Raw genomic sequence first — 21,091 nt, 5'->3', positions numbered from 1 at the left:
TCGCCTGGTCACTGCCCCCCATTCGACTTCTGGCGAACAGGTGCCGCAAAGCGCGACACCGGGCCGTCCGCCCGCCCGTGTCGGACGGAGCGCGGAGCCCGGTGTCGGCAATCCTTCAATCGTCCTGCGAGACTCCGCGCGACCCGAGTCGGGGGCGCGCGGCGTCAATCAACGCCAGCCGTTGTTGCCGCCCTTCGAGTTGGAGCGCCCACCCCGGCTGCCGCCCGAAGAGGAGCCGCCGCTCGAGCGAGGCGAAGAGGAGCCCGACGAACCCCCGCTGCTCCACCCGCCATTGTTGGAGCTGCGCCCGCCGCTGGAGCTGGAGTCGCCCCGGCTTCCACCCGAGCTGCCGCCGCTGCCCCAACCACCGTTGCTGGAGCCGCCGCGGCTGCCACCCCGTCCGCCTCCGTCGCTGTCCCGGTCCCGCCCGTAGCCACCACCACTGGAGCCACCGCCGCTGGAGCCACCACCACTGGAGCCACCACCACTGGAGCCACCGCCGCTGGAGTTGCCCCAGCCGCCGGAGCTGCCACCGCCACTGGAGCCGCCGCTGCCGTAACCACCCCCGGAGCCGCTGCCGCCAGGCGTGCCGCCGTAGCCGCCACCGGAGTTGCCGCCACCGCTGGAGCCACCGCCGGAGTTGCCGCCACCACTGGAGCCTCCACCATTGGAGCCGCCACCGGGGTTGCCCCAGCCGCCGCCGCTGTTGCCACCGCCGCTGTTGCCGCCGGAGTTGCCGCCCCCGGAGTTGCCGTAGCCGCCGCCGTTGTTTCCGCCAGAGCCGCTGCCACCGGGCGTGCCGCCGTAGCCGCCACCGGAGTTGCCGCCACCGCTGGAGCCTCCGCCGGGGTTGCCCCAACCGCCGCCGTTGTTGCCGTGCCCACCGTTGTTGCCGTAGCCGCCGCCGTTGTTGCCGCCGCCGTTGTTGCCGGAGCCGCTGCCGCCGGGCGTGCCGCCGTAGCCTCCGCCGGAGTTGCCCCAACCGCCGCCGTTGTTGCCCTGGTCGTCGTCGTTGCCCCGGCCCGGACGGGGGCGGGGGCCGCCGTTGTTGCCCCGGCCGCCGCCGTTGTTGTTCCCACCGCTCCAGCCGCCGCCGTTGTTGTTGTTGTCGTAGCGCGAGCCACGCGGAGGCTGCGTGCCCCACCCGGTGCCTCCCGGAGGCGCCCGGCCCGGACGGTTGTCGTCGTCACGCGGCGAGTAGCCTCGCGAGGGGGCCTGCTGGGGCCGGGAGGAGGGCCGCACGTAGCTGTAGCCCGCGGACGCCGCGTGGGTGCGGTCGTAGACGTAGCCCCGGCTGCGCTCCCAGCGGTAGGCCCGGCCGGTCGAAGGGTAGTAGTCGTGGGAGTGGCGCCCGTGCAGGTGGCACGCGACGCCGATCGGATCCAGGTGGTAGTCCCAGTACCAGACCACCGTCGGCCCCGAGTAGTAGTACACGTCGTTGGTGTACGTGTACGCGTCCGCCACGGGCTGATAGCCGTGCGAGTGGACGTGGGAGTAGGGGCACCAGCCGCCGCCGTCCTCGTCCGGAATGGGGTGGTTGCCCGAGTAGCTGTAGTCCACCACCACCGAGCCGTACCGCGTGGCGGGGCCGTGGTAGTGGGCGTAACAACCTGTTCCCATCAGCAGGGCGAACGGGACGGTGAGGGCGAGCAATCGGCGCATGTGACGAATCTCCCGGGCGAAGTGGACTCCCAGCCTGTCCTTCTTCGCAACCACGGGCCTCCTGACGCGGACTCGGCGCTGGAAATTCACACCCACCGGTTTTCCCGGTTGCCTGCCCGCTCTAGAAGGGAGTGTACCCTGGTGGACACGGGGCGGGCTGATGTAGGCCTGGATGACGTGCACGGGGCGAGGGTGGCTCGGACCCCCCGCCCGATGGAGAAGGCGTCATGGCGGAGATGGACGAGGGGCGGCCGGGAGGCGCGGAGTGTGCGCTCCACCCGGGGCGCAACGCGCTGCGCACCTGCAAGCGTTGCGGCAACTTCATGTGCGGGACCTGCAGCGAGGGAGGGGCCCACTGGGCCTGTCCCACCTGCCGGGAGCGCGAGGGAATCGGCCCCGCCTTCTTGCTGGACCGCTCCGACCTCACCCTCGGCAACCTGCTGGACGTCTGTTGGACCACCTTCCAACGCGACTGGGTGATGCTCTCGCTGGGCATGTTCCTGGTCTTCGCCGCCTCGATGGCGGGAGGACTGCTGTCCCAGGCCCTGAACTTCATCGGGGGGGTGATGGACAGCATGACGGCCTTCGTCGTGTTCACCATCGCGGGCACGCTGCTCTCCAGCCTCGTTCAGGGCGTGGCCACGCTGGGGTTCCTGCGCATGTGCATGGACGCCCTCAGCGGTCAGCGCGCGGACCTCGCGACCCTGTTCAGCCAGATGTCCAAGGCCTTCCGCTTCGTGCTCATCCAACTGGCCGGCATCCTGTGCGCGGTGCCCCTCATCATCCTGGGCGGCGTGGGCGTGGTGGCGACGCTGGCGATCCTGGGTGTCCCCTGGAACTCGGGAGAGGATGTCTTCGCGATCCTGTCGGGCGTGTCCGCGGGGCCGCTGGCTGCCGCTCTTGCCGTCGGCACCGTGGTGATGCTCGTCCCCGCGGCCTGGCTCCTGACGCCCTTGGCGTTGGCCCAGCCGGCGCTGGCCTTCCGTAACGACGCGGGCGTGATGGAGATCCTCCGTCACTGCTTCGCGGCGGCCCGGGGACACCGGATCAACATCATCGTCACGCTGCTGCTGGGCGCAGCCCTCAGCATCGTGGGTTTCATCCTCTGCTGCGTGGGCCTCGTGCCCGCCGTGGCCCTCTTCTACGTGATGCTGGCGGGCCTCTACATGGCGCTCGTCAACGGACTGGAGGAGGAAGGCCAGGACTGAGGTCCGCTCCCGCCGGGGCCCTCCAGGACGAAGGGGGCCCCTGCGTCGCGCGGGACGTCAGTGGAACATCCGCTCGGACGAACCCGAGCGGGGCGTGGCCACCCGGCCCATGCAGGCCAGGATGTGCTCGCGGTACTCCGACAGCTCGCGCAGGCCGCACAACATCCACCGGCCGCCGATGACCAGCGTGGGCACGCCGCGCACGCCCCGGCCCGCCGCGTCGCGGTGCTCGTCGAGGATGAGCCGCCGCGTCTCCTCCGAGCGGAACGCGGCGGAGAACTCGTTCATCGCCAGCCCCACGCGCGACGCCAGCTCGAACACCACATCCGGGCGCGTCACGTTGACGCCCTGCTCCAGCGCCGCGCGCTGCATCGCCCGCGCGAGGAACGCCCGCGCCTGTGGCCCCTGCAACCGCGCCGCCTCCAGCGCCGCCAACGCCGGCACGCTGCTGCGCGGAGGGTCACCCCCCAACCACAGGTCCGTCGACAGCATCGGCGCCACGAGGTCCGGCTCGCGTTGCGCGCGCTGCACTTCCTCCACGAGGCCGCGCTTCTCGCGCTCCGTGGGCAGCACGTCGTGCACGCGAAGCGGATAGGGCCTCACGCTCCAGCGGACGGTCTCGCCCAGCTCCTGGCGCAGGACATCCAGGCGCGTGTCGGCGAGGTAGCACCAGGCGCAAAGCACGTCCTGGTAGATGGTGATCTGCAGCGGCTTGTGCAGCGTTTTCATTGGGGGACGCCAGATTAGAGGCCCCGCCGCGCCGCTGCCAACTCCCCATGACACGTGGCCGCGAGATGCATTCCTGTGTTCCTGAGGAGCATGCAAGGCGCCTTGCCCAGGCTGCCCGCCTGCTCCACGGCATGCGACCAACCGTCGCGCGCCACGCCGCGCTCACCCCTCCGACGCGCGCGCGCCGCCTGCCCTCGCCTCCGCGTAAGCCAGCGCGTGGTCGATGATTTCTCCCGCGATGTCGCGCCCCGTCGCGCCCTCCAGCCCCTCGAAGCCGGGGCTGGAGTTGATCTCCATCAGCCGGGGACCCGCATGGCCCTCCAGCATGTCCACCCCCGCCACCTCCAGGCCGATGATGCGCGCGGCCTGCACGGCCGCCTGCATGTACGCCGGCGGAAGCTCGATCGCCTGCCCTTCGCCACCCCGGTGGATGTTGGAGCGGAACTCGCCCTTCTTCGCCTTGCGCCGCATGGCCCCCACCACCCGGTCGCCCACCACGAGGGCCCGCACGTCCCGCCCTTCGCTCTCCGCGACGAACTCCTGGAGGACGATCTCCTGTCCCAGGTCCCAGAACGTGTCGAGGATGGTCTGCACCTCCGGCAGCGTGTGCGCAATCATCACGCCCACGCCCTGGGTGCCCTTGATGAGCTTGATGATGACGGGCAGCCCCCCTACCTCCTCCACCAGCCGGCGCACGTTGCTGCGGTCGTGCGCCATGACGGTGCGCGGGATGTCCAGCCCGGAACGCGCCAGGAACTGGAGCGCGCGCAGCTTGTCCCGGCTGCGGGAGATGGACGTCGCCGGGTTGAGCACCGGCACGCCCATCATCTCGAAGTGGTTCACCACCGCCAGCCCGTACGCGGTGATGGACGCGCCGATGCGCGGCACCACCACGTCCACGCCGCGCATCTCCACACCGCGATACGTCATGCGCGGCTTGCCCTGGGCGAGCAGCAGGCAGCAACGCAGCGTGTCCAGCACCAGCGGCCGGTGCCCCCGCTCACGGACGGCGGCCACCAGCCGCCGCGTGGAGTAGAGCGAGCGCTTCCGGGACAGGATGGCCACCGTCCGCTTGATGCGCGGACGCCGGGCGCCACGAGCCACAGGAGACTCGGGTGCCGGGGACCCAGGCGGAGCCAGGGCCTTCTTCGGCGGGTTTTTTCGGGGAGACATGGGCGGAGTGCGGCAGCCTAGCACGTCTCACCGGAGAGGCGGGCCGCGTGGAGGGCCTTTGCTAATCTCGGCGTAGATGAGCGCTACCGATCCACACCCCGACGACATCCACACCAGCCCCGGAGACGCCGCCGGGCTCGACCTCGCCCACTCCCCGTCGCTGGGAGAGACGCTCGTGGTGGACCCGCGCACCACGGTGAAGCTCCACAAGTGCAAGCTGGCCGTCGTCTCCGGACCGGACACCGGCCGCTCCGTCATCAGCGACAAGGAGCGCCTGCGCTGCGGCGCGCACCCGGGCAACGACCTGGTGCTCGTGGAGGACCGCACCGCCAGCCGCCACCACTTCGAAATCCAGTTCACCGAGCGCGGCTACCTGCTGGTGGACCTGGGCTCCACCAACGGCACCTTCCTGGATGGCCGCCGCATCGAGCGCGCCTACCTGTCGCCCGGCTCGCAGATTCGCGCCGGCTCCTCCGTGCTCACCTTCGCGCCGCTCGACGAGGAGGTCACCATCGAGCCGGACCGCGACGGCGAGCTGTGCGGCATGGTCGGGCAGAGCATGAAGATGCGCCAGATATTCGGGCTCATCAAGAAGATCGCCCCGCTCGACGTGTCCGTCATCATCCAGGGCGAGACGGGCACCGGCAAGGAGCTGGTGGCGCGCGCCATCCACGAACTCTCCGGTCGGCAGCGCGCCCCCATGGAGGTGCTCGACTGCGGCGCCATCCCCCCCAACCTCATCGAGAGCGAGCTGTTCGGCCACGAGAAGGGCGCCTTCACCGGCGCCGTCGCCAGCCGGCCCGGCGCCTTCGAGCGCGCGCACGGCGGCACCATCTTCCTCGACGAGCTGGGCGAGCTGCGCCTGGACCTGCAGCCCAAGCTGCTGCGCGTGCTGGAGAACCGCGAGGTGCGGCGCGTGGGCGGCAACGACGTCATCGAGGTGGACTGCCGCGTCATCGCCGCCACCAACCGCGACCTGATGAAGGAGATTCAAGCGGGCAACTTCCGCGAGGACCTCTACTTCCGCCTGTCCGTCATCACGATCCAACTCCCGCCCCTGCGCCAGCGCCGCGACGACATCCCCCTCATCCTCAAGGGCGCGCTCGCGGACCCGGAGGTCGCGCGCAAGCACGGCAAGAAGCGCTTCTCCGCGGAGGCCATGGGCCTGCTGATGTCCTACGGCTGGCCCGGCAACGTGCGCGAGCTGATGAACGTCCTGTCGCACGTGCTGACCTTCAGCGAGGGCGAGGAAATCCAGCCCGCACACCTCCCGCCCCGCGTGCGCGGCCAGGCCCGCGAGGGGCCGCTGCCCTTCAACGAGCACCTGTCGTTCAAGGACGCCAAGGAGCAACTGCTGGAGAACTTCGAGCGCGAGTACGTCACCAGCGTCCTCACCCGCTGCGAGGGCAACCTCTCCCGCGCCGCGCGCGAGAGCGGCCTGCACCGCAAGTCCATCGAGCGGCTCGTGAAGAAGTATCAGCTCGACACCAAGGGCATGAAGTCGCGCTGACCCCGCGAGGAACCCACGACCCCCACCCCCACGCGCGCCGAGACATGACGCGTGGCGGTGGGTGCGTTGAAATGTCACACAGTGATGACATGGCAACTTGACGGATGGTTGCCATTGGGACGGAAGCAGGAAGGTCTGCTCCACGATGAAATCCGTCCATGCCAGGAAGACGAGTCAGTCCGGACAGGCCATGGTCGAGTCGGCCATCACGTTGCCGCTCGTGGTGTTCCTGCTGCTGGGGACGTTGCAGCTCTTCCTGATGCTCCAGGCGCGGGTGCTGGCGCAGTACGCGGTGTTCCAGGCCACGCGTGCGGGCAGCGTGGGGTATGGCGAGTGCGAGCGGATGACCCACGCGGCCATCCTCGCGCTCCTGCCCTCGTTCCACTCGTTCGTGGGGTTGTCCGGGGGCGCGGCGGAGGTGCGGCACGGTGGGGGGGCCGGAGCGCCCGCGCGGCTGGCGGCGGCGTTCGCGGCGCGGCGTGGCAACCGCTATCGAGGAGGACCGCTGGGGGCGGGGCCCGCGCTGGACGGGGTCCACACCGGCAGCATCGTCTGGATCGACCGGGCGCTGGTGGGGGGCGGCATCGACGGGCCGCAGGACCGTGACTTCGACGAGCCGGGGCACCTGCGTCGCCTCGAGGTGCGGCTCACCTACTGGTATCCCATGCGCATCCCGTTCGCGAACTGGGTGTTGTCGCGCATGGTGATGGCCCAGTTCGGCATCCAGGACTACACGGGGGCCAATCCGCTCCAGGTGGCGGAGCGCAACGCGAATTGGCGACAGGGGGAGTTCACCGACCCGTTCACGCTCGTGGGCGCCATCCGCGAGGAGCTGCGGCAGCGGGCGGCGCGTCAGCAGTACGTCTTCCCCATCGAGACCCACTTCACCATGCGGATGATGACGCCGGCCAAGGCCCGTCACTTCGCCACCATGGAGTGCCCCCGATGACACACGCCCCCGCCCGTGGTCAGACGCTGGTGCTGTTCGCCCTCGGCACGCTGCTCCTGGTGTTGATGGTGTCGCTCACGCTGTCCTTCACCCTGAAGGTGCGCGAGCGCATCGAACTCCAGACGGTCACGGACGCCACCGCGTACTCCAACGCCGTGGCCACCGCGCGCACCTTCAACAACATCGCGGTGATGAACCGCGCGCAGATTGGCCACGCGGTCGCGCAGGCGGGCGCCACCAGCCTGGTGAGCTGGGCCAGCCTCTACCGCGCCCAGCTCAACGCGGCGAAGAAGGGCTTCGGCATCGGCAAGACGCCCTATCAGGCGCGCATCGCCAGCGGATGCCCCTGCGCCTGGAAGAGCTCCTGGTGCGCGCAGAAGTGCCGCTGCGGACGGCAGGGGGTGTCGGACCTGGGGATGCTCCAGACCCAGCTCGAAATCGAGCAGCAGCGCGTGGAGGCGGTGTTCCAGGCGATGGACCCCATGGTCAACCTCCAGATGCTCGCGCACCAGGTGGCGCAGGGGGCCTTCTACGCCTCGCAGCAGGCGAACTACCAGGAGCTGCGGAGCACCGTCGGCGACCAGGGCTTCGCCAACAAGCTCCTGCGCGACGTGGTCGGGGGCCGCAATCCCCTGGACGCGGCGTGGGTCGTCCCCTCCATCGGGGACATCAACAAGAGGGAGCTGGGCGGCGGGCTCGCGTGCACGGACGAGGGCGCGGTGTGCGACCTGCCGCTCACCGTCGCGCACGCCGTCAACGCGGCCATGGGCAGCCGCGGCTTCCACTTCGTCACGCACCGGCGGCTGGAGCTGGGGGACTACACCGCGCACCAGGCCAACCTGGACTTCGTCATCTGGTTCCCCGACGACGTCATCGTGATGCCGGGGACGAACGGCACCACGTACTTCGGCAAGCCGAAGCGCCAGGTGTCCATGATTCCGCCCTATGCCCCCGCGCTCGTGGGCGACGACCTGGGCTCCGTCTTCTGGCGGTACGACCACCTGCTGCACGGCGGCGACCCGGTGGCGTGCCCCGCGTCCGTCGCGGGCACGCAGGCGACGCAGGCGACGCTGGTCACCTCCGGAGGCGTCATGCCCAGGCCCGAGCACACGTGGACGGGAGGGCGGGACCTGGGCGGACCGCTCAACCACATGCTGGTGCCCTGCCTGGGCGGGCCCTCGTCGTGCCCGGGCATCTGGCCGCCGTTCCTCGACTACAACCTGGTGCGCATCAACGACGAGGGGAACAACTTCGGACAGCCGAAGAACTTCGCCGTCATCCAGCGCGACCTCACCGCGCGCAAGCCGGACCCGTGGGACCTGTCCTTCCGCTACCGCTTCGAGTCCGGCGGCTCGGGCAGCACCTACGACGCGCGCAGCTTCACGCTGGCGGACGGGACGCCCAACGGCACGCAGACGGCGCTCTCCACGGGCATCGCCTACTACCACCGCGGGCGCAGCCTGAGCCTCAACCACTGGAACGAGCCTCCCAACCTGCTCAATCCCTACTGGCGGGCCACGCTCGTCGGCGCCGACATCGACGACGACGGGGTGGGGGATGCCCTCCGGACCTTGAACCTCAGCGCGCCGGTCGCCGCCCGGACGCTGCAGGAGCTGCGCGGCGCCGGCTTCCGGGGGATGCAATGACGACACGGCGAACCCGACGACCCGTTGCACGTCCCGCGCGGGGCCAGGCGCTGCTGGAGGCGGCCATCGGCACCACGCTCTTCGTGACCATCATCGCGGTGGGCATCCACCTGGCGGAGGTGGGCTTCCTGTCGCTCAAGGTCCAGGAGGCGGCCGTCTCCGCGCTCTGGGACGGCACCCACGGGCGGATGCACCACATCCCCGTCACGTACGACGAGGCGAAGGGCTCCATGCGGGACGCCGCGCGGAGCGCCGAGGGCCGCTACGCGGACTTCAACGGACTGTCGGCGGTGGCGGGAGGCGGCATCACCCAGGCCTTCACGCGCGCCGCGGGCATCCAGGTGCGCTGCGACATGGACGTGGGCGTGGGCTGGCCCGGCGCCTTCCTCACGCGGCTCGTCTACCGGGACAACGGCGGCACCGCCTGCGGCGCGCAGGCGACGTTGAGCGCGTGGCGAATCCCCACCTCGTTCCTCGACGGGCCCTCCGACGGTGCCCTCTACAAGGAGCGCAACCTGGACCCCGGGCTCACGAGCCCCCGCGTCTGCGCGGTGGGGCGCGCCTTGAACGGGGTGTGTACGGGGCGCTTCTCCATGCTCGTGGACGACTGGGGCCTGGCGGGCGAGCTGGAGTCCGCCACCTGCAACATCCTCATGCAGGACCAGCTCATCCCCTGCACCAACGTCCCGCTGCACACGGCGGTGTGGTCCACGTACGCGCCCACCGCGCTGCCCATCCCGGGGTCGGCGAGCCGGCTGGCGGAGGCCGCGCTGTTCTGGAACCCGCTGCCGCCCACGGCGCTCGCCATGGTGGGGCTGGGCATGAAGGAGAAGACGTTCTGGATGAGCGCGGCGGGCGAGGACCTCCTCGACTTCGTCCAGACGCCGGTGCCCATGGACCCCATCTCCCGCTTCTGGCCCACCACGCCCGGATCCGTCATCGGCGTGTCCACGTTCCCGTACTTCCTGGCCCACGGGAAGCGGGCCCTGAATGGCGGCTGCTTCCTCGGAAGGAAGTGTGATTGAGCATGCGCGCACGGTTCGCGAAGGCAGTGGGATGGCTCCTCGGTATGGGGTTGCTGGTCGCGTCGACCGCGTGGGCGGACGGCGCTGAGTGCAACATGGAGTGCACCGCCAAGGCGGACGCCGTCCTCCAGCGGTGCATGAGCTCCTGTCCCACGCAGGGGGACCCGATGAAGCCCGGCCCCATGCGCTCGTGCGCCTTGCGCTGCCAGGAGCGGCAGGAGGAGCGCTTCGCGGACTGCGACAAGCGCTGCGCGAAGCCCGAGGGCGTGGAGTCTCCGCGCAAGAGCAAGAGCCGCGGCGGTGGTGGCGAGCCGAGGCAGCGGTGAGGCGGGCGCTCGGCGGGCTCGCGGCGGGCATCCTGGTGCTTTGCGGCGGCGAGGCCGTCGCGCAGCGCATGCCCTTCTCCTGGGACGTGCCAGACGTGGTGGGCGTGGTGGACGTGTCGGGGCCCATCGTCGCCAACGGCGTCCCCGTGAAGATGAGCGCGGTGCGCAGCAAGGCGCGGACGGAGGTCATCCTCCAGCACCTCGTCGACCGCTTCCTCGTCTGGGGCCTGTACGTGCCGCCCATGGCGAAGCAGCCGCAGTTGCTGCGCGAGCCGATGGTGACCGCCATCGATACACGCGCCTTCGTCTCGTATACGGCCATCCTCCAGCCCAACCCGGACGGGACGACGACGGTGTTCCTGGGACAGGCGGACTTCACCCGGGGCCCGAGCGCCGCGTCCTCGCTGGCGCCCGTGTATCCCGGTGGAAAGGGATTGCTGCAGACACAGATGGAGGGAGCCCGGACGCTCGTCTACTCCGTCGTGGCGAAGGCGGCGGACGTGGAGGTCTTCTATCGCGACACATTGGCGGAGGCGGGGTTCCAGGAGGTCGACCCGCTCGTCTTCCAGTCGAGCCAGGACATCCTCCAGGTGCGGCTCACGCCCGCGAAGGACGGCGCGCTGTCCGTCGTCGTCGTGCGTCGCGCGCTCTCGGAGGAGGAGCTGGTGAAGCCGGTCGGTGATTGAAGCATCGCACCGAGCGTGTTACGGGCGCTGTACCCATGAGCGACACGCCCTCCAAGGACAAGGATTACAAGGACTCGGTCAACCTCCCGCGCACGGACTTCCCGATGAAGGGAAACCTGTCCCAGCTCGAGCCGAGGATGCTCGGCTGGTGGGCGGAGAAGGGCATCTGGGGGAAGATTCAGCAGAAGAACGCGGCGGGTGAGCCCTTCGTCATCGCGGACGGTCCGCCGTATGCCAATGGCCACCTGCACGCCGGCCACGCGCTCAACAAGGTCCTCAAGGACATCGTGGTGAAGTACCGCAACCTGACGGGGCGTCAGTGCGACTTCATCCCGGGTTGGGACACGCACGGGCTGCCCATCGAGCAGGCGGTGGAGAAGCGGTTGAAGGACAAGAAGGTGGACAAGCGCACCCTGCCGCGCGACGCCTTCCTGGAGCAGTGCCGGACGTACGCGCTGGAGTTCATCGACATCCAGCGCGCGGAGTTCCAGCGGCTGGGGGTCTTCGGCTCGTGGGACGCGCCCTACCGCACGCTCGATTTCGCGTACGAGGCGCAGGAGATTCGCGAGCTGGCCGGCTTCGCGCGCAAGGGCATGCTCTACCGGCGCAAGAAGCCGGTGTACTGGTGTCTCCAGGACCAGACGGCGCTGGCCGAGGCGGAGGTGGAGTACGCGGAGCACGAGTCTCCGTCCGTGTACGTGGCCTTCCCCGCGGGCCCGGAGGTCGCCGAGCGGGTGCCCGCGCTGAAGGGCAAGGACGTGGACTTCGTCATCTGGACGACCACGCCGTGGACGCTGCCGGCCAACCTGGCCATCGCGGTCAACCCGGAGCTGGAGTACGTCTTCTACCAGCTGGGCGCGCGAGTCATCGTCGTCGCGCGCGAGCTGCTGCCGCGCGTGCTGGCGGAGACGAAGGCGGACGAGCTGGCCGTCAAGCACGTGGAGCTGCCGGGCGGCGAGGTGTCCGCGGCGGCGCTGGTGGACCCGTCGCGCATCCTCGCGTACGCGCGCGGCGAGGAGCTGGAGCACCTGACGTACCGCCACCCGCTCTACGAGCGGCGCGGGCGCATCGTCCTGGGCGGGCACGTCACGCTGGACGCCGGTACGGGCCTGGTGCACACGGCGCCGGGACACGGCCAGGAGGACTACGAGGTCGGCCTGAGCTACGGGCTGGACATCTACAACCCGGTGCGCCCGGACGGCCGCTACGACGACACGGTGGGCGAGGCGCTCGCGGGCAAGCGCGTGTTCGAGGCCAACCCGCTCGTCATCTCCCTGCTGGTGGAGAAGGGCGCGCTGCTCAACGACGCGAAGGACTCGGTGAAGCACAGCTATCCGCACTGCTGGCGCTGCCACAACCCCGTCATCCTCAGCGCGACGTACCAGTGGTTCATCCCCATGGACGCGCCCTTCCAGGGGCAGAAGACGTTCCGTCAGGTGGTGCTGGAGCAGGTGGACCAGGTGCGCTGGGTGCCCTCGTGGGGACACAGCCGCATCCGCGGCATGCTGGAGACGCGGCCGGACTGGACCATCAGCCGTCAGCGCACGTGGGGCGTGCCCATCTGCATCGCCTACTGCGAGGGCTGCGAGGACGCGGTGGTGTCGCCGGAGCTGATGGAGAAGGTGGCCGCCGCGGTGGAGCAGGAGGGCGTGGGCGTGTGGTACCGCACGCCGGTGAAGGACTTCCTGCCCGCGGGCTTCACCTGCCCCCGGTGCGGCAAGGGTGAGTTCCGCCGCGAGACGGACATCCTCGACGTGTGGTTCGACTCGGCGTCCATGTTCTCCGCGGTGCTGGAGCGCCGGCAGCGCACCCCGGCGGACCTGTTCCTGGAGGGCAGCGACCAGCACCGCGGCTGGTTCCACTCGTCCATGCTGGTGTCGGTGGGCACGCGCGACGTGTCGCCCTACAAGGCATGCCTCACCCACGGCTTCGTGGTGGACGGCAAGGGCGAGAAGATGTCGAAGAGCCTGGGCAACGTGGTGGCGCCGGAGAAGATCATCCAGCAGTACGGCGCGGAGGTGCTGCGCCTGTGGGTGGCGGCGAGCGACTACCGCAACGACGTGCGCCTGTCGGACCAGATCCTCAAGGGCCTGTCGGAGGGCTACCGGAAGATCCGCAACACCCTGCGCTACGCGCTGAGCAACCTGTACGACTTCGACCCGGCGAAGGACGCGGTGCCGGTGGCGGAGCTGCTGCCCCTGGACCAGTGGGCGCGGGGCCGGCTGTCGGAGGTGGTGTCGCGGGTACGGCAGGCGTACGAGGACTACGAGTTCCACCTCGTCTACGCGACGGTGGTGGACTTCTGCGCGGGCGACCTGTCGGCGGTGTACTTCGACATCCTGAAGGACCGGCTCTACACGTCGCGGACGGACGGCCACGCGCGGCGCAGCGCGCAGACGGTGCTGCACGAGGTGGCCTCCGTGCTGCTGCGCCTGCTGTCGCCGGTGATGAGCTTCACGGCGGAGGAGGCCTGGGGCTTCCTGCCCGGCCGCGCCGAGGAGAGCGTGTTCCTGGCGGGCTTCCCCCAGCCGTCCGCGAAGCTGGAGCCGGCGCTGGCGGAGCGCTACGCGAAGCTGTTCGCGCTGCGCGGCGCCGTGCAGGGCGTGCTGGAGGCGGCGCGGCGGGAGAAGCAGATCGGCTCCTCGCTGGAGGCGCGCGTGCTGTTGATGGCGGACGGCGCGACGCGGGACTTCCTGCGCGCGAACCTGGAGGAGCTGCCGTCGCTCTTCATCACCAGCCAGGTGGAGCTGGTGGACGCCGAGGGGCTGAAGGCCCAGGCGCTGGACGTGACACAGGCGTTCGGCGAGGGCGCCCGGGTGCTGGCCGAGGTGCAGCCGGCCCGGGGCCACAAGTGCCCGCGCTGCTGGACGTACGCGGAGGCGGTGGGGCAGGGCGGTGAGGTCTGCCTGAAGTGCCGCGAGGCGCTGGCGGCGTAGGCCCTGGAAACGACGAGGGCTCCGCGTCCCGGAACGGACACGGAGCCCTTCGTCACCGCGAGCGGTGCCTGCCGCGCGCTACGGCGCGGTGCACTCCGCCACGGGGCGCTGGTCGGCGAGCTTGGAGTCGCAGTCCAGCAGGTTGGGGATGCCGGTGAGCGGCTCCACCATGAGCAGGCTGCGCTTGCGGCCCGACGTGAAGTCGAACCGGAGGTTGCCCGCGGCCGGCGAGCCCTGGAGGCAGGACAGGTTCCCGGGCTGCACCGCCCGCCCCATCCCGGGCAGGTAGCACATGCCGTGGATGGCGGTGGCATTCATGGACGCTGGGATGACGATGTCCGGCCCCACCTCGTCACAACAGGCGGAGTTGGCGCGACAGGTGGTGTTCACGCAGGCTGGCGTGGGGCAGGTGCTGTTGTCCCAGTCGTTGGCACACCTCAGCCGCTCCCACCGGACGACCGTCCGTCTGCTGCCGTCCGGCATCACCACGTTGGTCTCCCGGACGAAGCGGACCGGCTGGTTGGTGGACAATGCCAATTGGCGGGCCCGGAGCGCGGTGGACCAGATCTCCCGCGTCGCGGCGGCTTCCTTCTGCCGATCGATGGGCTTCTGGATGCCCACCAGCGCCAGCGAGACCATCAGGCTGAGCACGGCCAGCGCGACCATCAACTCCAACAACGTCATTCCTCGAGTGCGCATCATGCTCAGGATCCCTGCGGCTGGAGGCCCGCGGAGCCGAAGTTCCGGGGGGCCACGCGGAAGGTGAACGTCCGCCGCTTGAAGCCGTCCCGAGGGAAGTTCTCCTCGTCCACCGCCGCGGGGTTGGGGCTGGCGGTGGTCTCGTCCGACCGGCGTGTGCGGATGACCAGGGTGATCTCCAGCTCTCGCACGCGCTGCCAGAGCCGGCTGCGCAGGTCGTCGTCGTTCACGATGGCGGGTGTGCCTGGAGGGATGTCCACGGTGCAGGGGTTCGCGCCTCCGTTGGTGCATTGCTCGATGTAGGGGCGGACGTTGCCGGCCTCGGTGTTGGGGAACCAACGGTAGGGCAGGTTCGGCGTGACGAGGTCGATGACCGCCGCGCGGATCTTGATGCGCTCCACATCCCGGCTCACAGGCACCCAGACCGCGGAGTCTGGCGCGAGGTACTCCAACGTGGGGATGTTGCCCGCCCAGTTCACCCGGTAGGCCGCGCCCATCATGCGCATGGCGACCCACGCGGTCGGCGGACTGGAGAAGGAGACGTTCCAGAAGGGCGCGCCCGCCGTCGAGCAATCGCCCGTGGTGATGTTGCCCGCGGAGGTCCCCGGCGTGCCGACGAGACGCGGGGGCACCATGGCCGCGTTGACGCCCGTCACCCTCAGCGCGCAGCCCACCGCGCCGAGCAGTGGGTCCGCGATGATGGTCTGGATGCTCTGCCCCGCGGCGGGCGTCAGCCCCGCCACTGGCGCCGAGCCCGTGCAGAAATCATTGCCCGCGCGCAGCGGACCAGAGGCGCCCGCGCACGACACCATCGTGGCCATCGCCCGGGGGTCGCCCCAGAAGAGCTGGAGCACGTCGGACTTCATGTTGACGTAGGGGCCCGCCGGAGGAAGGGCGAACGTCGCGTCCGCGGGGAACGGGCCCACCGCGGCCAGCATGTTCGGCTCCTTCCACGTCTGCACGGCGAATCGCCGGTCGGCGTTGCCGAACTGGATGGGCAGGTTGCCCACACCCAGTCCGGCGCGCTGCACGTCGCCCACCAGCAGGTCCTTCACCGCCCGCCCGGTGACCTGGGCCAGCATCGTCTGCTCCTCGAAGAGCGCGCGACGCTGCATCTGCATGCCCACCACCAGGCCCACGCCCAGGACGATGACGCCAATCGCGCTGGCGATCATCACCTCCAGCAGCGTGAAGCCCCGTCCTGGATGTACTGCCCGCTTCATGGAGCCACCCGCGTCTGCATGACCACCACCTGCCGCCCCCTGCGGGACGGCTCCTTCCAGCTCACGGACACGCGCACGTTGGCCACGTTCCCCACCGTGCCGCTCACCCCGGGCAGCAGGTCCCGGTTGATGGCCGGCGAGCCCACCGCGCCGCCCTCGATGGAGCCCAGCAGTACTGGGCTGTCCACGTCGACGGCGATTTCATACGCGCGCGCCGTCACGTTGGCGGGCGGGGCGCTGGTCAGCACATCCCCCGACGCCGTCTGCCACACCGTGGTGCGCGTGTTGTCCAGCGTCGCCAGGTTGTTGCACGGCGGCTGGACCGAGCACCCCATGGCCGCGATGTTCTCCAGCGTGCGCTCGGCGAGCACCTGGGCCTGGGTCTGCGTGAGGGTGCGGCGGTTGGAATAGCTGATCTGCGTGACCAGCGTCATCACCGCCGCCACGCCCAGCAACATCACCGCCATGGTGGCCAGCACCTCGATGAGGGTGACGCCTCGAGGTGCCTGAGACCGCACGGACTTCATCGCGGAATCCTCCCATCCGGGATGGGGTCGTAGACGAGGACTCGCGAGCGCGTCGCGCCCGTGTTGGCTGCGCCGTTGTTCCAGTGGTCGTCGCCCACCATCTTCATCTCGCCGGTGGCGGTCAGGATGAACAGGTGGTTGTCATGCACGACCGGCGCGCTGACGCCGTGGCCCTGGAGCGAGGTGGACTTCAGGGCCACGTTCCCGCTGCCGTCCGGCTTCTGCAACGCCTCGTAGTAGCGACCGCTGTCCGTCGTGCTCAGGTTGCAGAGGTCCGCCGTCGTGCCCACGGCCGTGGTGGCGTACACCTTGTCGGCGCTGAGGGACACGCCTCCCCAGACCACCTGGCCCGGGTCCAGCGGCCTGACCCAGAGCGGATCGAGCAGCGCGCACGTCCCAGAGCCATCCGGGGCCGTATCCTCGAACGCCATCAGGTGGTAGCGGAACGAGGGCCGCTGGGCCGCGCTGGGGCCGTCGCCGAAGTCGTCCGGGCTGTCCGCGGTGCCCAGGTAGAAGCGCACGGTCGGCGTGGCTCCCTCTCGAATCACCTTCACGGCGATGTTGGAGTAGATCTGCTGCATCCAGGCCGTACCCGAGGGGTTGCTCGCGGCGTCGGGGTGCGTGGCGGCCACGGCCGGTGCGCTCGCCAAGCGGCAGGCCTTCACCTGCTTGCCCAGCTTCCCGCCCGAATCCACCGATTTCACGTTGATGCGATACACGGTGCCGGCCGTGGTGGGCACGTACATGACGTCGTAGCTGCCGTCCTGGTCCAGGTCCACCAGCGCCGTCTCCGCCGCCACGCCGGACCCCTCGTCCAGCGTGACGACACCCGCGTACTTGCCCGTGGTGGAGCCCTTGCTGAGCGGCTGGCCCGTCTTCATGTCCAGGATGTAGAGCGCGCCACTGCGATTCGCGGCGGGCTTGTAGTCGGTGCCCACGACAGCGGCCCAGACGCCGTCGGTGCTCCCGTCCCAGTTCAGGCGGGCGACGGAGGGCGAGTGGCGCGAACCGGACGAGTCGGGAATCAGCACCTCCGCGTCATCCGCGGCCTTGGCCGCGAAGGCCGTGGTGATGGCAGGCGTGGCCAGGTTGAACTCCCACAGCGTCACCGGGTAGCTCGAGTCCTGCGGCTTGGTGATGTCCAGCGCGAAGATGGCGGGGCTGGTGCGGCCGGATGCCGACACGAGCACCGTCTTGGCGCCCTTCGACTTGTCCGCCGAACCCGACACCTGCCACTGCTGGCCCAGGCCACCGAAGTCCACGTTGGCGATGGTGGGCGAGGCGTCCATGGACGGCCTGGGCGCGTTGGCCAGCGACTGGTGGATGACGTAGTTGTTCACGTAGCGCTGCAGCAGCAGGCGCGGCATGTAGGAGAACAGCTCGTCGCCCGTGCCGTACTCGCGCGGGGTGACCGGCGTCGAGCATCCCGAGCCCGTGCGCTTGAAGTAGCCGCGCAACTGGAAGCCGCTCGCGCAGTCATCCACCGCCTCGTTGCGGAACTCGCCGGAGGCGAACGCGTGGAGCACGCCGTTCATCGTGCCCACGTAGGCCACGGAGGGACGCGTCTTGAGCTCCTCGATGAAGTTCTTCTTGTACGCGTCACGCTCGGCCGGGCGGGTGTTCTGGGCCCAGCTGTCCAGGTACGGCGGCACCGCCACCGCGACCGTCGACAGGTTGATGCCACCCATCTGCCACGGCTTCCTCACGTTGGAGGGCCCCGGCGCCAGCCGGTCCTCCCAACCGTAGAGCCAGTCGCGCAGGAATGTACGGTCGTTCGTCTGGTCGGTGATGCGCTTGGACACGGGGATGACGATGGACGGCGTGCCGCACTTGCCGTCGTTGTTCAGGTCGTAGATGTCCTTGCCACCGATGTTGGTGTCGCAGAGCGAGTCGGGGAACAGCGGGCTGTTGTTGTCGTTGTTCTCCATCTCGTCCGCGATGGTGGTGCGGGTGCCCGTGGAGCTCATCGTGTAGAGCTTGCGGTCCGACGGATTGTTCCCGCCGCGGAAGGACATGGCCATCACCCGGCCCGCGTCCCAGCGCTCGACGATGTTGGTGACGTTGGGCTTCTCCGGGTCGTACAGGGACCGGAAGTAGAGGCGACCGCGGACGGTGTAGTCCTTGCGGTTGTCGTAGGCGCGCACGGTGGGGCTGGGCTGGCCCGAGCCCGGCCAGTTCGAGTCGTTCCACAGCTTGCCCGGCGTCTCGTTCACACCCCAGAGGATGGCGTTGCCCACCGTCGACGGAGACGAACGCGAGTACTCGCCGGACTTCACGGCCTGGTAGCCCACGTTGATGTTGTCGATGCGCGGCGTGCACTCGTCATGCGGGCTGGTGATGGTCGCCTTCCAGCACAGCTGCGAGCCGGTGAAGCCCAGCGCCAGCATGTCCAGCTCCACCGTCTTGTCGGAGGGGCTCGGGAACTCCACCGGAATCCAGGTGGGATTGGGGTTCTTGGAGCAGACGTTGCCTGCGCACAGCTTGCAGTCCACCGCCACGAAGTAGTTGATGGTGGGGGTGGGCATCCCTGGACGGGTACAGGCGTTGGCCCGCTGCTCCGTCCAGCAGGGAGGAGTACCGCAACTCCTGCTGGAGGGAGGCACCATGTCGTCTTCCCGGGTGAAGCGTACGCGGGTGATGACGAAGTCCTCCGCGACGTCGGGAGAGATGTCGCCGGACATGTGCCCGGAGCGGACCGTGCCACCGTTCTGCTTGTTGATGACGAACACCACGTCGTTGAAGTCGCGGTCACCGCCGCCGGGGATGTCTTCGAAGCCGAGGATCCACCGGTACTGGTCCGTGGTCGGCGCGCCCACGATGACGTGCGGCATGGGGTTGCGGAAGCCGGCCGGGCGGTTCACCTGCACCGCCTCCATGGGCATGTCCAGGTAGTTGTAGGAGGCCTCGTTCTTCAGGCGGTGGAGGGCCGTGCCCGCCAGCGTCTTCGGGCCGTCCAGCCAGCCGCACAGCTTCTCGCCGGTGGCCGCCACCGTGCACGAGTTGGCCGCGGGGCTGTTCTTGTTGCAGCCCGCGTTGTACGCGCAGCCGATGTTGCGCTTGGCGACCACCGGGTTGGAGTCCGAGTTCTGGTCCAGGTTCCACGCCGCCTTGGAGAAGAAGACGGAGATGGGCGAGCGGATGTGCAGCAGGCACTTGCCCTGGTCGGGGCCTGGGGCGGACTCCTGCTTGAGGCAGGGGAAGACGTTGCCGGTGCCCCGGTCGTCCGGGTCGTGGTTCGAGTCGTAGTAGACGATGAGGAAGAAGACGATCTGCTCGCCACCCTTGATCTCACCCAGGTCCACCGTGCGGTCCTGGATGGACAATCCGGGGTCCGGGTTGTTGGCGCGCACGATGCCCCGGTAGTCGTAGTTGGACACGTCGTAGTCGGGGATGCCGTCGTCACCCCACTCGTCGATGTCGCGGACGGGCGCCAGGTTGCCGAAGGTCTCCTTCTGGCCGTCGTCGTCCGCGAGCAGGAACACCATCTGCCCGATGCCCTTGTTGCCGTTGGCCTCGTCCCGGGGCTCCAGCAGGTTGGGGATGCGCGCGAACAGGCCGCGGTCGTTGAATGAGTCCGCCGCCGCGTGGACGTTGTCGCCGTCCTTGTGCAGCGTGCCCACCGCGTCGGTCACCATCAGCTCGGTGGTGTGGCCCGGGCGCGCGTCGCCGATGCGGTTGGCTCCCGTCAGGTACTGATAGGTCGCGTTGCAGCTCGACTTCATCGCGATCTCGGGCTCGGAATACTTCACGCCCTTGCTGTCCGTGAAGGCGACGTTGCAGCGCCGGATGGGCGCGCCACCTGCGGAGTACCGGCCGACCCAGCGCTCCGGCTGCTCGGGCGGCGACAGGTTGTAGAGGGCCTCGTGCAGGTCGAGGATGCCGTTGTTGTTTGTGTCCAGCAGGTCGCCGTTGGCGTTCACGTAGCCCGCGGCGATGGCGTCCTTCAGGTACAGGAAGCCCAGCGCGTGGGACGCGCCGGCGGACTCGAACACGTAGCTGATGGTGACGCGCTGGTCGAACGGGAAGGAGATGTTCTCCACGTCCAGCGGCTTCAGGTTCGTGCTGAGCTGGAGGTAGCCGTTGGGGCCCGGGTTGCGGACTTGGATGGTGTCCTCCGGCGCGCCACCGGTCTCCAGCGCGTCCGGGTCGGCGCTGCCGGAGGGACCATTGGCGGACTTGAAGCCGGCCTGCTTGTCCTGGTCCAGGTGGGATTCACAGAGGTTGCCGAGCTGGGCGCGCGCGGTGGTCGTCGCCAGCAGGAGGAGCACTGCGAGGCTTTGGGCGAGGGTACGCATCACTTCTTCCCCTGGGCTGGGCGGGTCGGAGACGAAGACGGGGCGGTGGGCTTGGGAGACTTCTTCGCGCTGCGCTGCTCGGCGATGTCCTTCTCGAGCTGCTCCTGGAGGAGCTGCTCGCGCGTCTTCGGCGGCGGCTTCACGCTGAGCGCCAGGTAGGCCATCAGCGGGTGCCGCTCCGCCTCGAGCAGGCCCTGGGTGTCACAGCGCGCCTTCTTCTTGACCAGGCTGGGATTCTTCAGCCAGGCCTCGAGTTGCTCGACGGTGCGCTGGTGGATGACCTCTCCGAGCTCCACGCGGCGCTCGGCGTCGGAGGTGATCCGCGTGGCGCGGCGCGCGCCCATCTTGTTGAACTGGGCGAGCTGCGCGGGCGGCGGGTTGAGGGTGTGGCAGCCAGCGCACTGCCGGACGAAGGCGCGCTCGCCCAGGTCTTCCGCGCCAGCGAGGCCGGGCAGGAGCAGGAGCGCGAGGAGGGAGAGTTGTCTCATGGGAGGCTC

General features: G+C 69.6%; 16 protein-coding genes. 8 read left to right on the top strand and 8 right to left on the bottom strand.

The features are described from left to right. Nucleotides 1-168: 168 nt before the first annotated feature. Entirely contained in the window at nucleotides 169-1,662 is a 1,494-nt protein-coding gene (locus tag LZ198_RS09205) for a hypothetical protein (RefSeq protein WP_253971802.1), read from the bottom strand. 227 nt (nucleotides 1,663-1,889) lie between these two features. On the opposite strand from LZ198_RS09205, the gene LZ198_RS09200 reads away from it, so the two are divergent. Then, the gene (locus LZ198_RS09200) at nucleotides 1,890-2,870 is read left to right on the top strand and encodes a hypothetical protein (RefSeq protein WP_253971526.1); all 981 of its coding nucleotides are present in this window, start codon (nucleotides 1,890-1,892) and stop codon (nucleotides 2,868-2,870) included. Nucleotides 2,871-2,927: 57 nt separating this feature from the next. Here LZ198_RS09200 and LZ198_RS09195 read toward each other — a convergent pair whose 3' ends face one another. Together LZ198_RS09195 and LZ198_RS09190 are read right to left on the bottom strand one after the other, a co-directional pair. Continuing rightward, complete coding sequence (locus LZ198_RS09195) at nucleotides 2,928-3,599, bottom strand: DsbA family oxidoreductase (protein WP_253971525.1); 672 nt, start codon at nucleotides 3,597-3,599, stop codon at nucleotides 2,928-2,930. A 162-nt stretch (nucleotides 3,600-3,761) separates the two neighbouring features. Further along, a complete protein-coding gene (locus LZ198_RS09190) occupies nucleotides 3,762-4,772 on the bottom strand; it encodes an ATP-grasp domain-containing protein (protein ID WP_253971524.1) in 1,011 nt (336 codons plus the stop codon). Between the two features lie 76 nt (nucleotides 4,773-4,848). Between LZ198_RS09190 and LZ198_RS09185 the strand changes: the two genes are divergently transcribed. The 7 genes from LZ198_RS09185 to ileS all read left to right on the top strand — a co-directional run bounded on the left by LZ198_RS09185 (nucleotide 4,849) and on the right by ileS (nucleotide 13,850). Continuing rightward, entirely contained in the window at nucleotides 4,849-6,282 is a 1,434-nt protein-coding gene (locus tag LZ198_RS09185; RefSeq protein WP_253971523.1) for a sigma 54-interacting transcriptional regulator, read from the top strand. A 145-nt stretch (nucleotides 6,283-6,427) separates the two neighbouring features. Next, nucleotides 6,428-7,231 (top strand): TadE/TadG family type IV pilus assembly protein, encoded by an 804-nt coding sequence (locus LZ198_RS09180; RefSeq protein ID WP_253971522.1) that lies wholly within the window; start codon nucleotides 6,428-6,430, stop codon nucleotides 7,229-7,231. After that, a complete protein-coding gene (locus LZ198_RS09175; protein ID WP_253971521.1) occupies nucleotides 7,228-8,877 on the top strand; it encodes a pilus assembly protein TadG-related protein in 1,650 nt (549 codons plus the stop codon). Before LZ198_RS09180 ends, LZ198_RS09175 begins: the two co-directional genes overlap by 4 nt. Beyond that, on the top strand, nucleotides 8,874-9,902 hold the full coding sequence (locus LZ198_RS09170; RefSeq protein WP_253971520.1) for a pilus assembly protein: 1,029 nt from the start codon (nucleotides 8,874-8,876) through the stop codon (nucleotides 9,900-9,902). The genes LZ198_RS09175 and LZ198_RS09170 overlap by 4 nt, the downstream gene beginning before the upstream one ends. Nucleotides 9,903-9,904: 2 nt before the next feature. Then, nucleotides 9,905-10,228, top strand: coding sequence for a hypothetical protein (locus LZ198_RS09165; RefSeq protein WP_253971519.1), 324 nt, complete (start codon nucleotides 9,905-9,907; stop codon nucleotides 10,226-10,228). Next, a complete protein-coding gene (locus LZ198_RS09160; protein ID WP_253971518.1) occupies nucleotides 10,225-10,914 on the top strand; it encodes a hypothetical protein in 690 nt (229 codons plus the stop codon). Before LZ198_RS09165 ends, LZ198_RS09160 begins: the two co-directional genes overlap by 4 nt. A 35-nt stretch (nucleotides 10,915-10,949) precedes the next feature. After that, a complete protein-coding gene (gene ileS / locus LZ198_RS09155; RefSeq protein WP_253971517.1) occupies nucleotides 10,950-13,850 on the top strand; it encodes an isoleucine--tRNA ligase in 2,901 nt (966 codons plus the stop codon). Between the two features lie 78 nt (nucleotides 13,851-13,928). On the opposite strand, the gene LZ198_RS09150 is transcribed toward ileS, so the two are convergent. From LZ198_RS09150 to LZ198_RS09130, 5 genes are read right to left on the bottom strand one after another with little or no spacing between them, the layout of a single operon-like run. Further along, a complete protein-coding gene (locus tag LZ198_RS09150) occupies nucleotides 13,929-14,552 on the bottom strand; it encodes a pilus assembly FimT family protein (protein ID WP_253971516.1) in 624 nt (207 codons plus the stop codon). A gap of 2 nt (nucleotides 14,553-14,554) precedes the next feature. Beyond that, the gene (locus LZ198_RS09145) at nucleotides 14,555-15,772 is read right to left on the bottom strand and encodes a PilW family protein (protein WP_253971515.1); all 1,218 of its coding nucleotides are present in this window, start codon (nucleotides 15,770-15,772) and stop codon (nucleotides 14,555-14,557) included. Then, nucleotides 15,769-16,299 (bottom strand): type IV pilus modification PilV family protein, encoded by a 531-nt coding sequence (locus tag LZ198_RS09140; protein ID WP_253971514.1) that lies wholly within the window; start codon nucleotides 16,297-16,299, stop codon nucleotides 15,769-15,771. Before LZ198_RS09140 ends, LZ198_RS09145 begins: the two co-directional genes overlap by 4 nt. Then, nucleotides 16,296-20,594 (bottom strand): DUF4114 domain-containing protein, encoded by a 4,299-nt coding sequence (locus LZ198_RS09135; protein WP_253971513.1) that lies wholly within the window; start codon nucleotides 20,592-20,594, stop codon nucleotides 16,296-16,298. Before LZ198_RS09135 ends, LZ198_RS09140 begins: the two co-directional genes overlap by 4 nt. Next, nucleotides 20,594-21,082 carry a c-type cytochrome gene (locus LZ198_RS09130; RefSeq protein ID WP_253971512.1) on the bottom strand — a complete coding sequence of 163 codons (489 nt, stop codon included), beginning with the start codon at nucleotides 21,080-21,082 and terminating at the stop codon, nucleotides 20,594-20,596. The genes LZ198_RS09135 and LZ198_RS09130 overlap by 1 nt, the downstream gene beginning before the upstream one ends. Between the last annotated feature and the right edge of the window lie 9 nt (nucleotides 21,083-21,091).

It is taken from the genome of Myxococcus dinghuensis, from assembly GCF_024198235.1.
GTDB classification, from domain to species: domain Bacteria; phylum Myxococcota; class Myxococcia; order Myxococcales; family Myxococcaceae; genus Myxococcus; species Myxococcus dinghuensis.
Note: the sequence above shows the minus strand (reverse complement) of the source record. Positions and strands in the feature narration are given on the sequence as shown.

What these genes read in the sequence shown, in the direction of transcription:
- LZ198_RS09205 (WP_253971802.1), bottom strand. Translation starts at nt 1,662, where the DNA reads ATGCGCCGATTGCTCGCCCTCACCGTCCCGTTCGCCCTGCTGATGGGA.
- LZ198_RS09200 (WP_253971526.1), top strand. Translation starts at nt 1,890, where the DNA reads ATGGCGGAGATGGACGAGGGGCGGCCGGGAGGCGCGGAGTGTGCGCTC.
- LZ198_RS09195 (WP_253971525.1), bottom strand. Translation starts at nt 3,599, where the DNA reads ATGAAAACGCTGCACAAGCCGCTGCAGATCACCATCTACCAGGACGTG.
- LZ198_RS09190 (WP_253971524.1), bottom strand. Translation starts at nt 4,772, where the DNA reads ATGTCTCCCCGAAAAAACCCGCCGAAGAAGGCCCTGGCTCCGCCTGGG.
- LZ198_RS09185 (WP_253971523.1), top strand. Translation starts at nt 4,849, where the DNA reads ATGAGCGCTACCGATCCACACCCCGACGACATCCACACCAGCCCCGGA.
- LZ198_RS09180 (WP_253971522.1), top strand. Translation starts at nt 6,428, where the DNA reads ATGAAATCCGTCCATGCCAGGAAGACGAGTCAGTCCGGACAGGCCATG.
- LZ198_RS09175 (WP_253971521.1), top strand. Translation starts at nt 7,228, where the DNA reads ATGACACACGCCCCCGCCCGTGGTCAGACGCTGGTGCTGTTCGCCCTC.
- LZ198_RS09170 (WP_253971520.1), top strand. Translation starts at nt 8,874, where the DNA reads ATGACGACACGGCGAACCCGACGACCCGTTGCACGTCCCGCGCGGGGC.
- LZ198_RS09165 (WP_253971519.1), top strand. Translation starts at nt 9,905, where the DNA reads ATGCGCGCACGGTTCGCGAAGGCAGTGGGATGGCTCCTCGGTATGGGG.
- ileS (WP_253971517.1), top strand. Translation starts at nt 10,950, where the DNA reads ATGAGCGACACGCCCTCCAAGGACAAGGATTACAAGGACTCGGTCAAC.
- LZ198_RS09150 (WP_253971516.1), bottom strand. Translation starts at nt 14,552, where the DNA reads ATGATGCGCACTCGAGGAATGACGTTGTTGGAGTTGATGGTCGCGCTG.
- LZ198_RS09145 (WP_253971515.1), bottom strand. Translation starts at nt 15,772, where the DNA reads ATGAAGCGGGCAGTACATCCAGGACGGGGCTTCACGCTGCTGGAGGTG.
- LZ198_RS09140 (WP_253971514.1), bottom strand. Translation starts at nt 16,299, where the DNA reads ATGAAGTCCGTGCGGTCTCAGGCACCTCGAGGCGTCACCCTCATCGAG.
- LZ198_RS09135 (WP_253971513.1), bottom strand. Translation starts at nt 20,594, where the DNA reads ATGCGTACCCTCGCCCAAAGCCTCGCAGTGCTCCTCCTGCTGGCGACG.
- LZ198_RS09130 (WP_253971512.1), bottom strand. Translation starts at nt 21,082, where the DNA reads ATGAGACAACTCTCCCTCCTCGCGCTCCTGCTCCTGCCCGGCCTCGCT.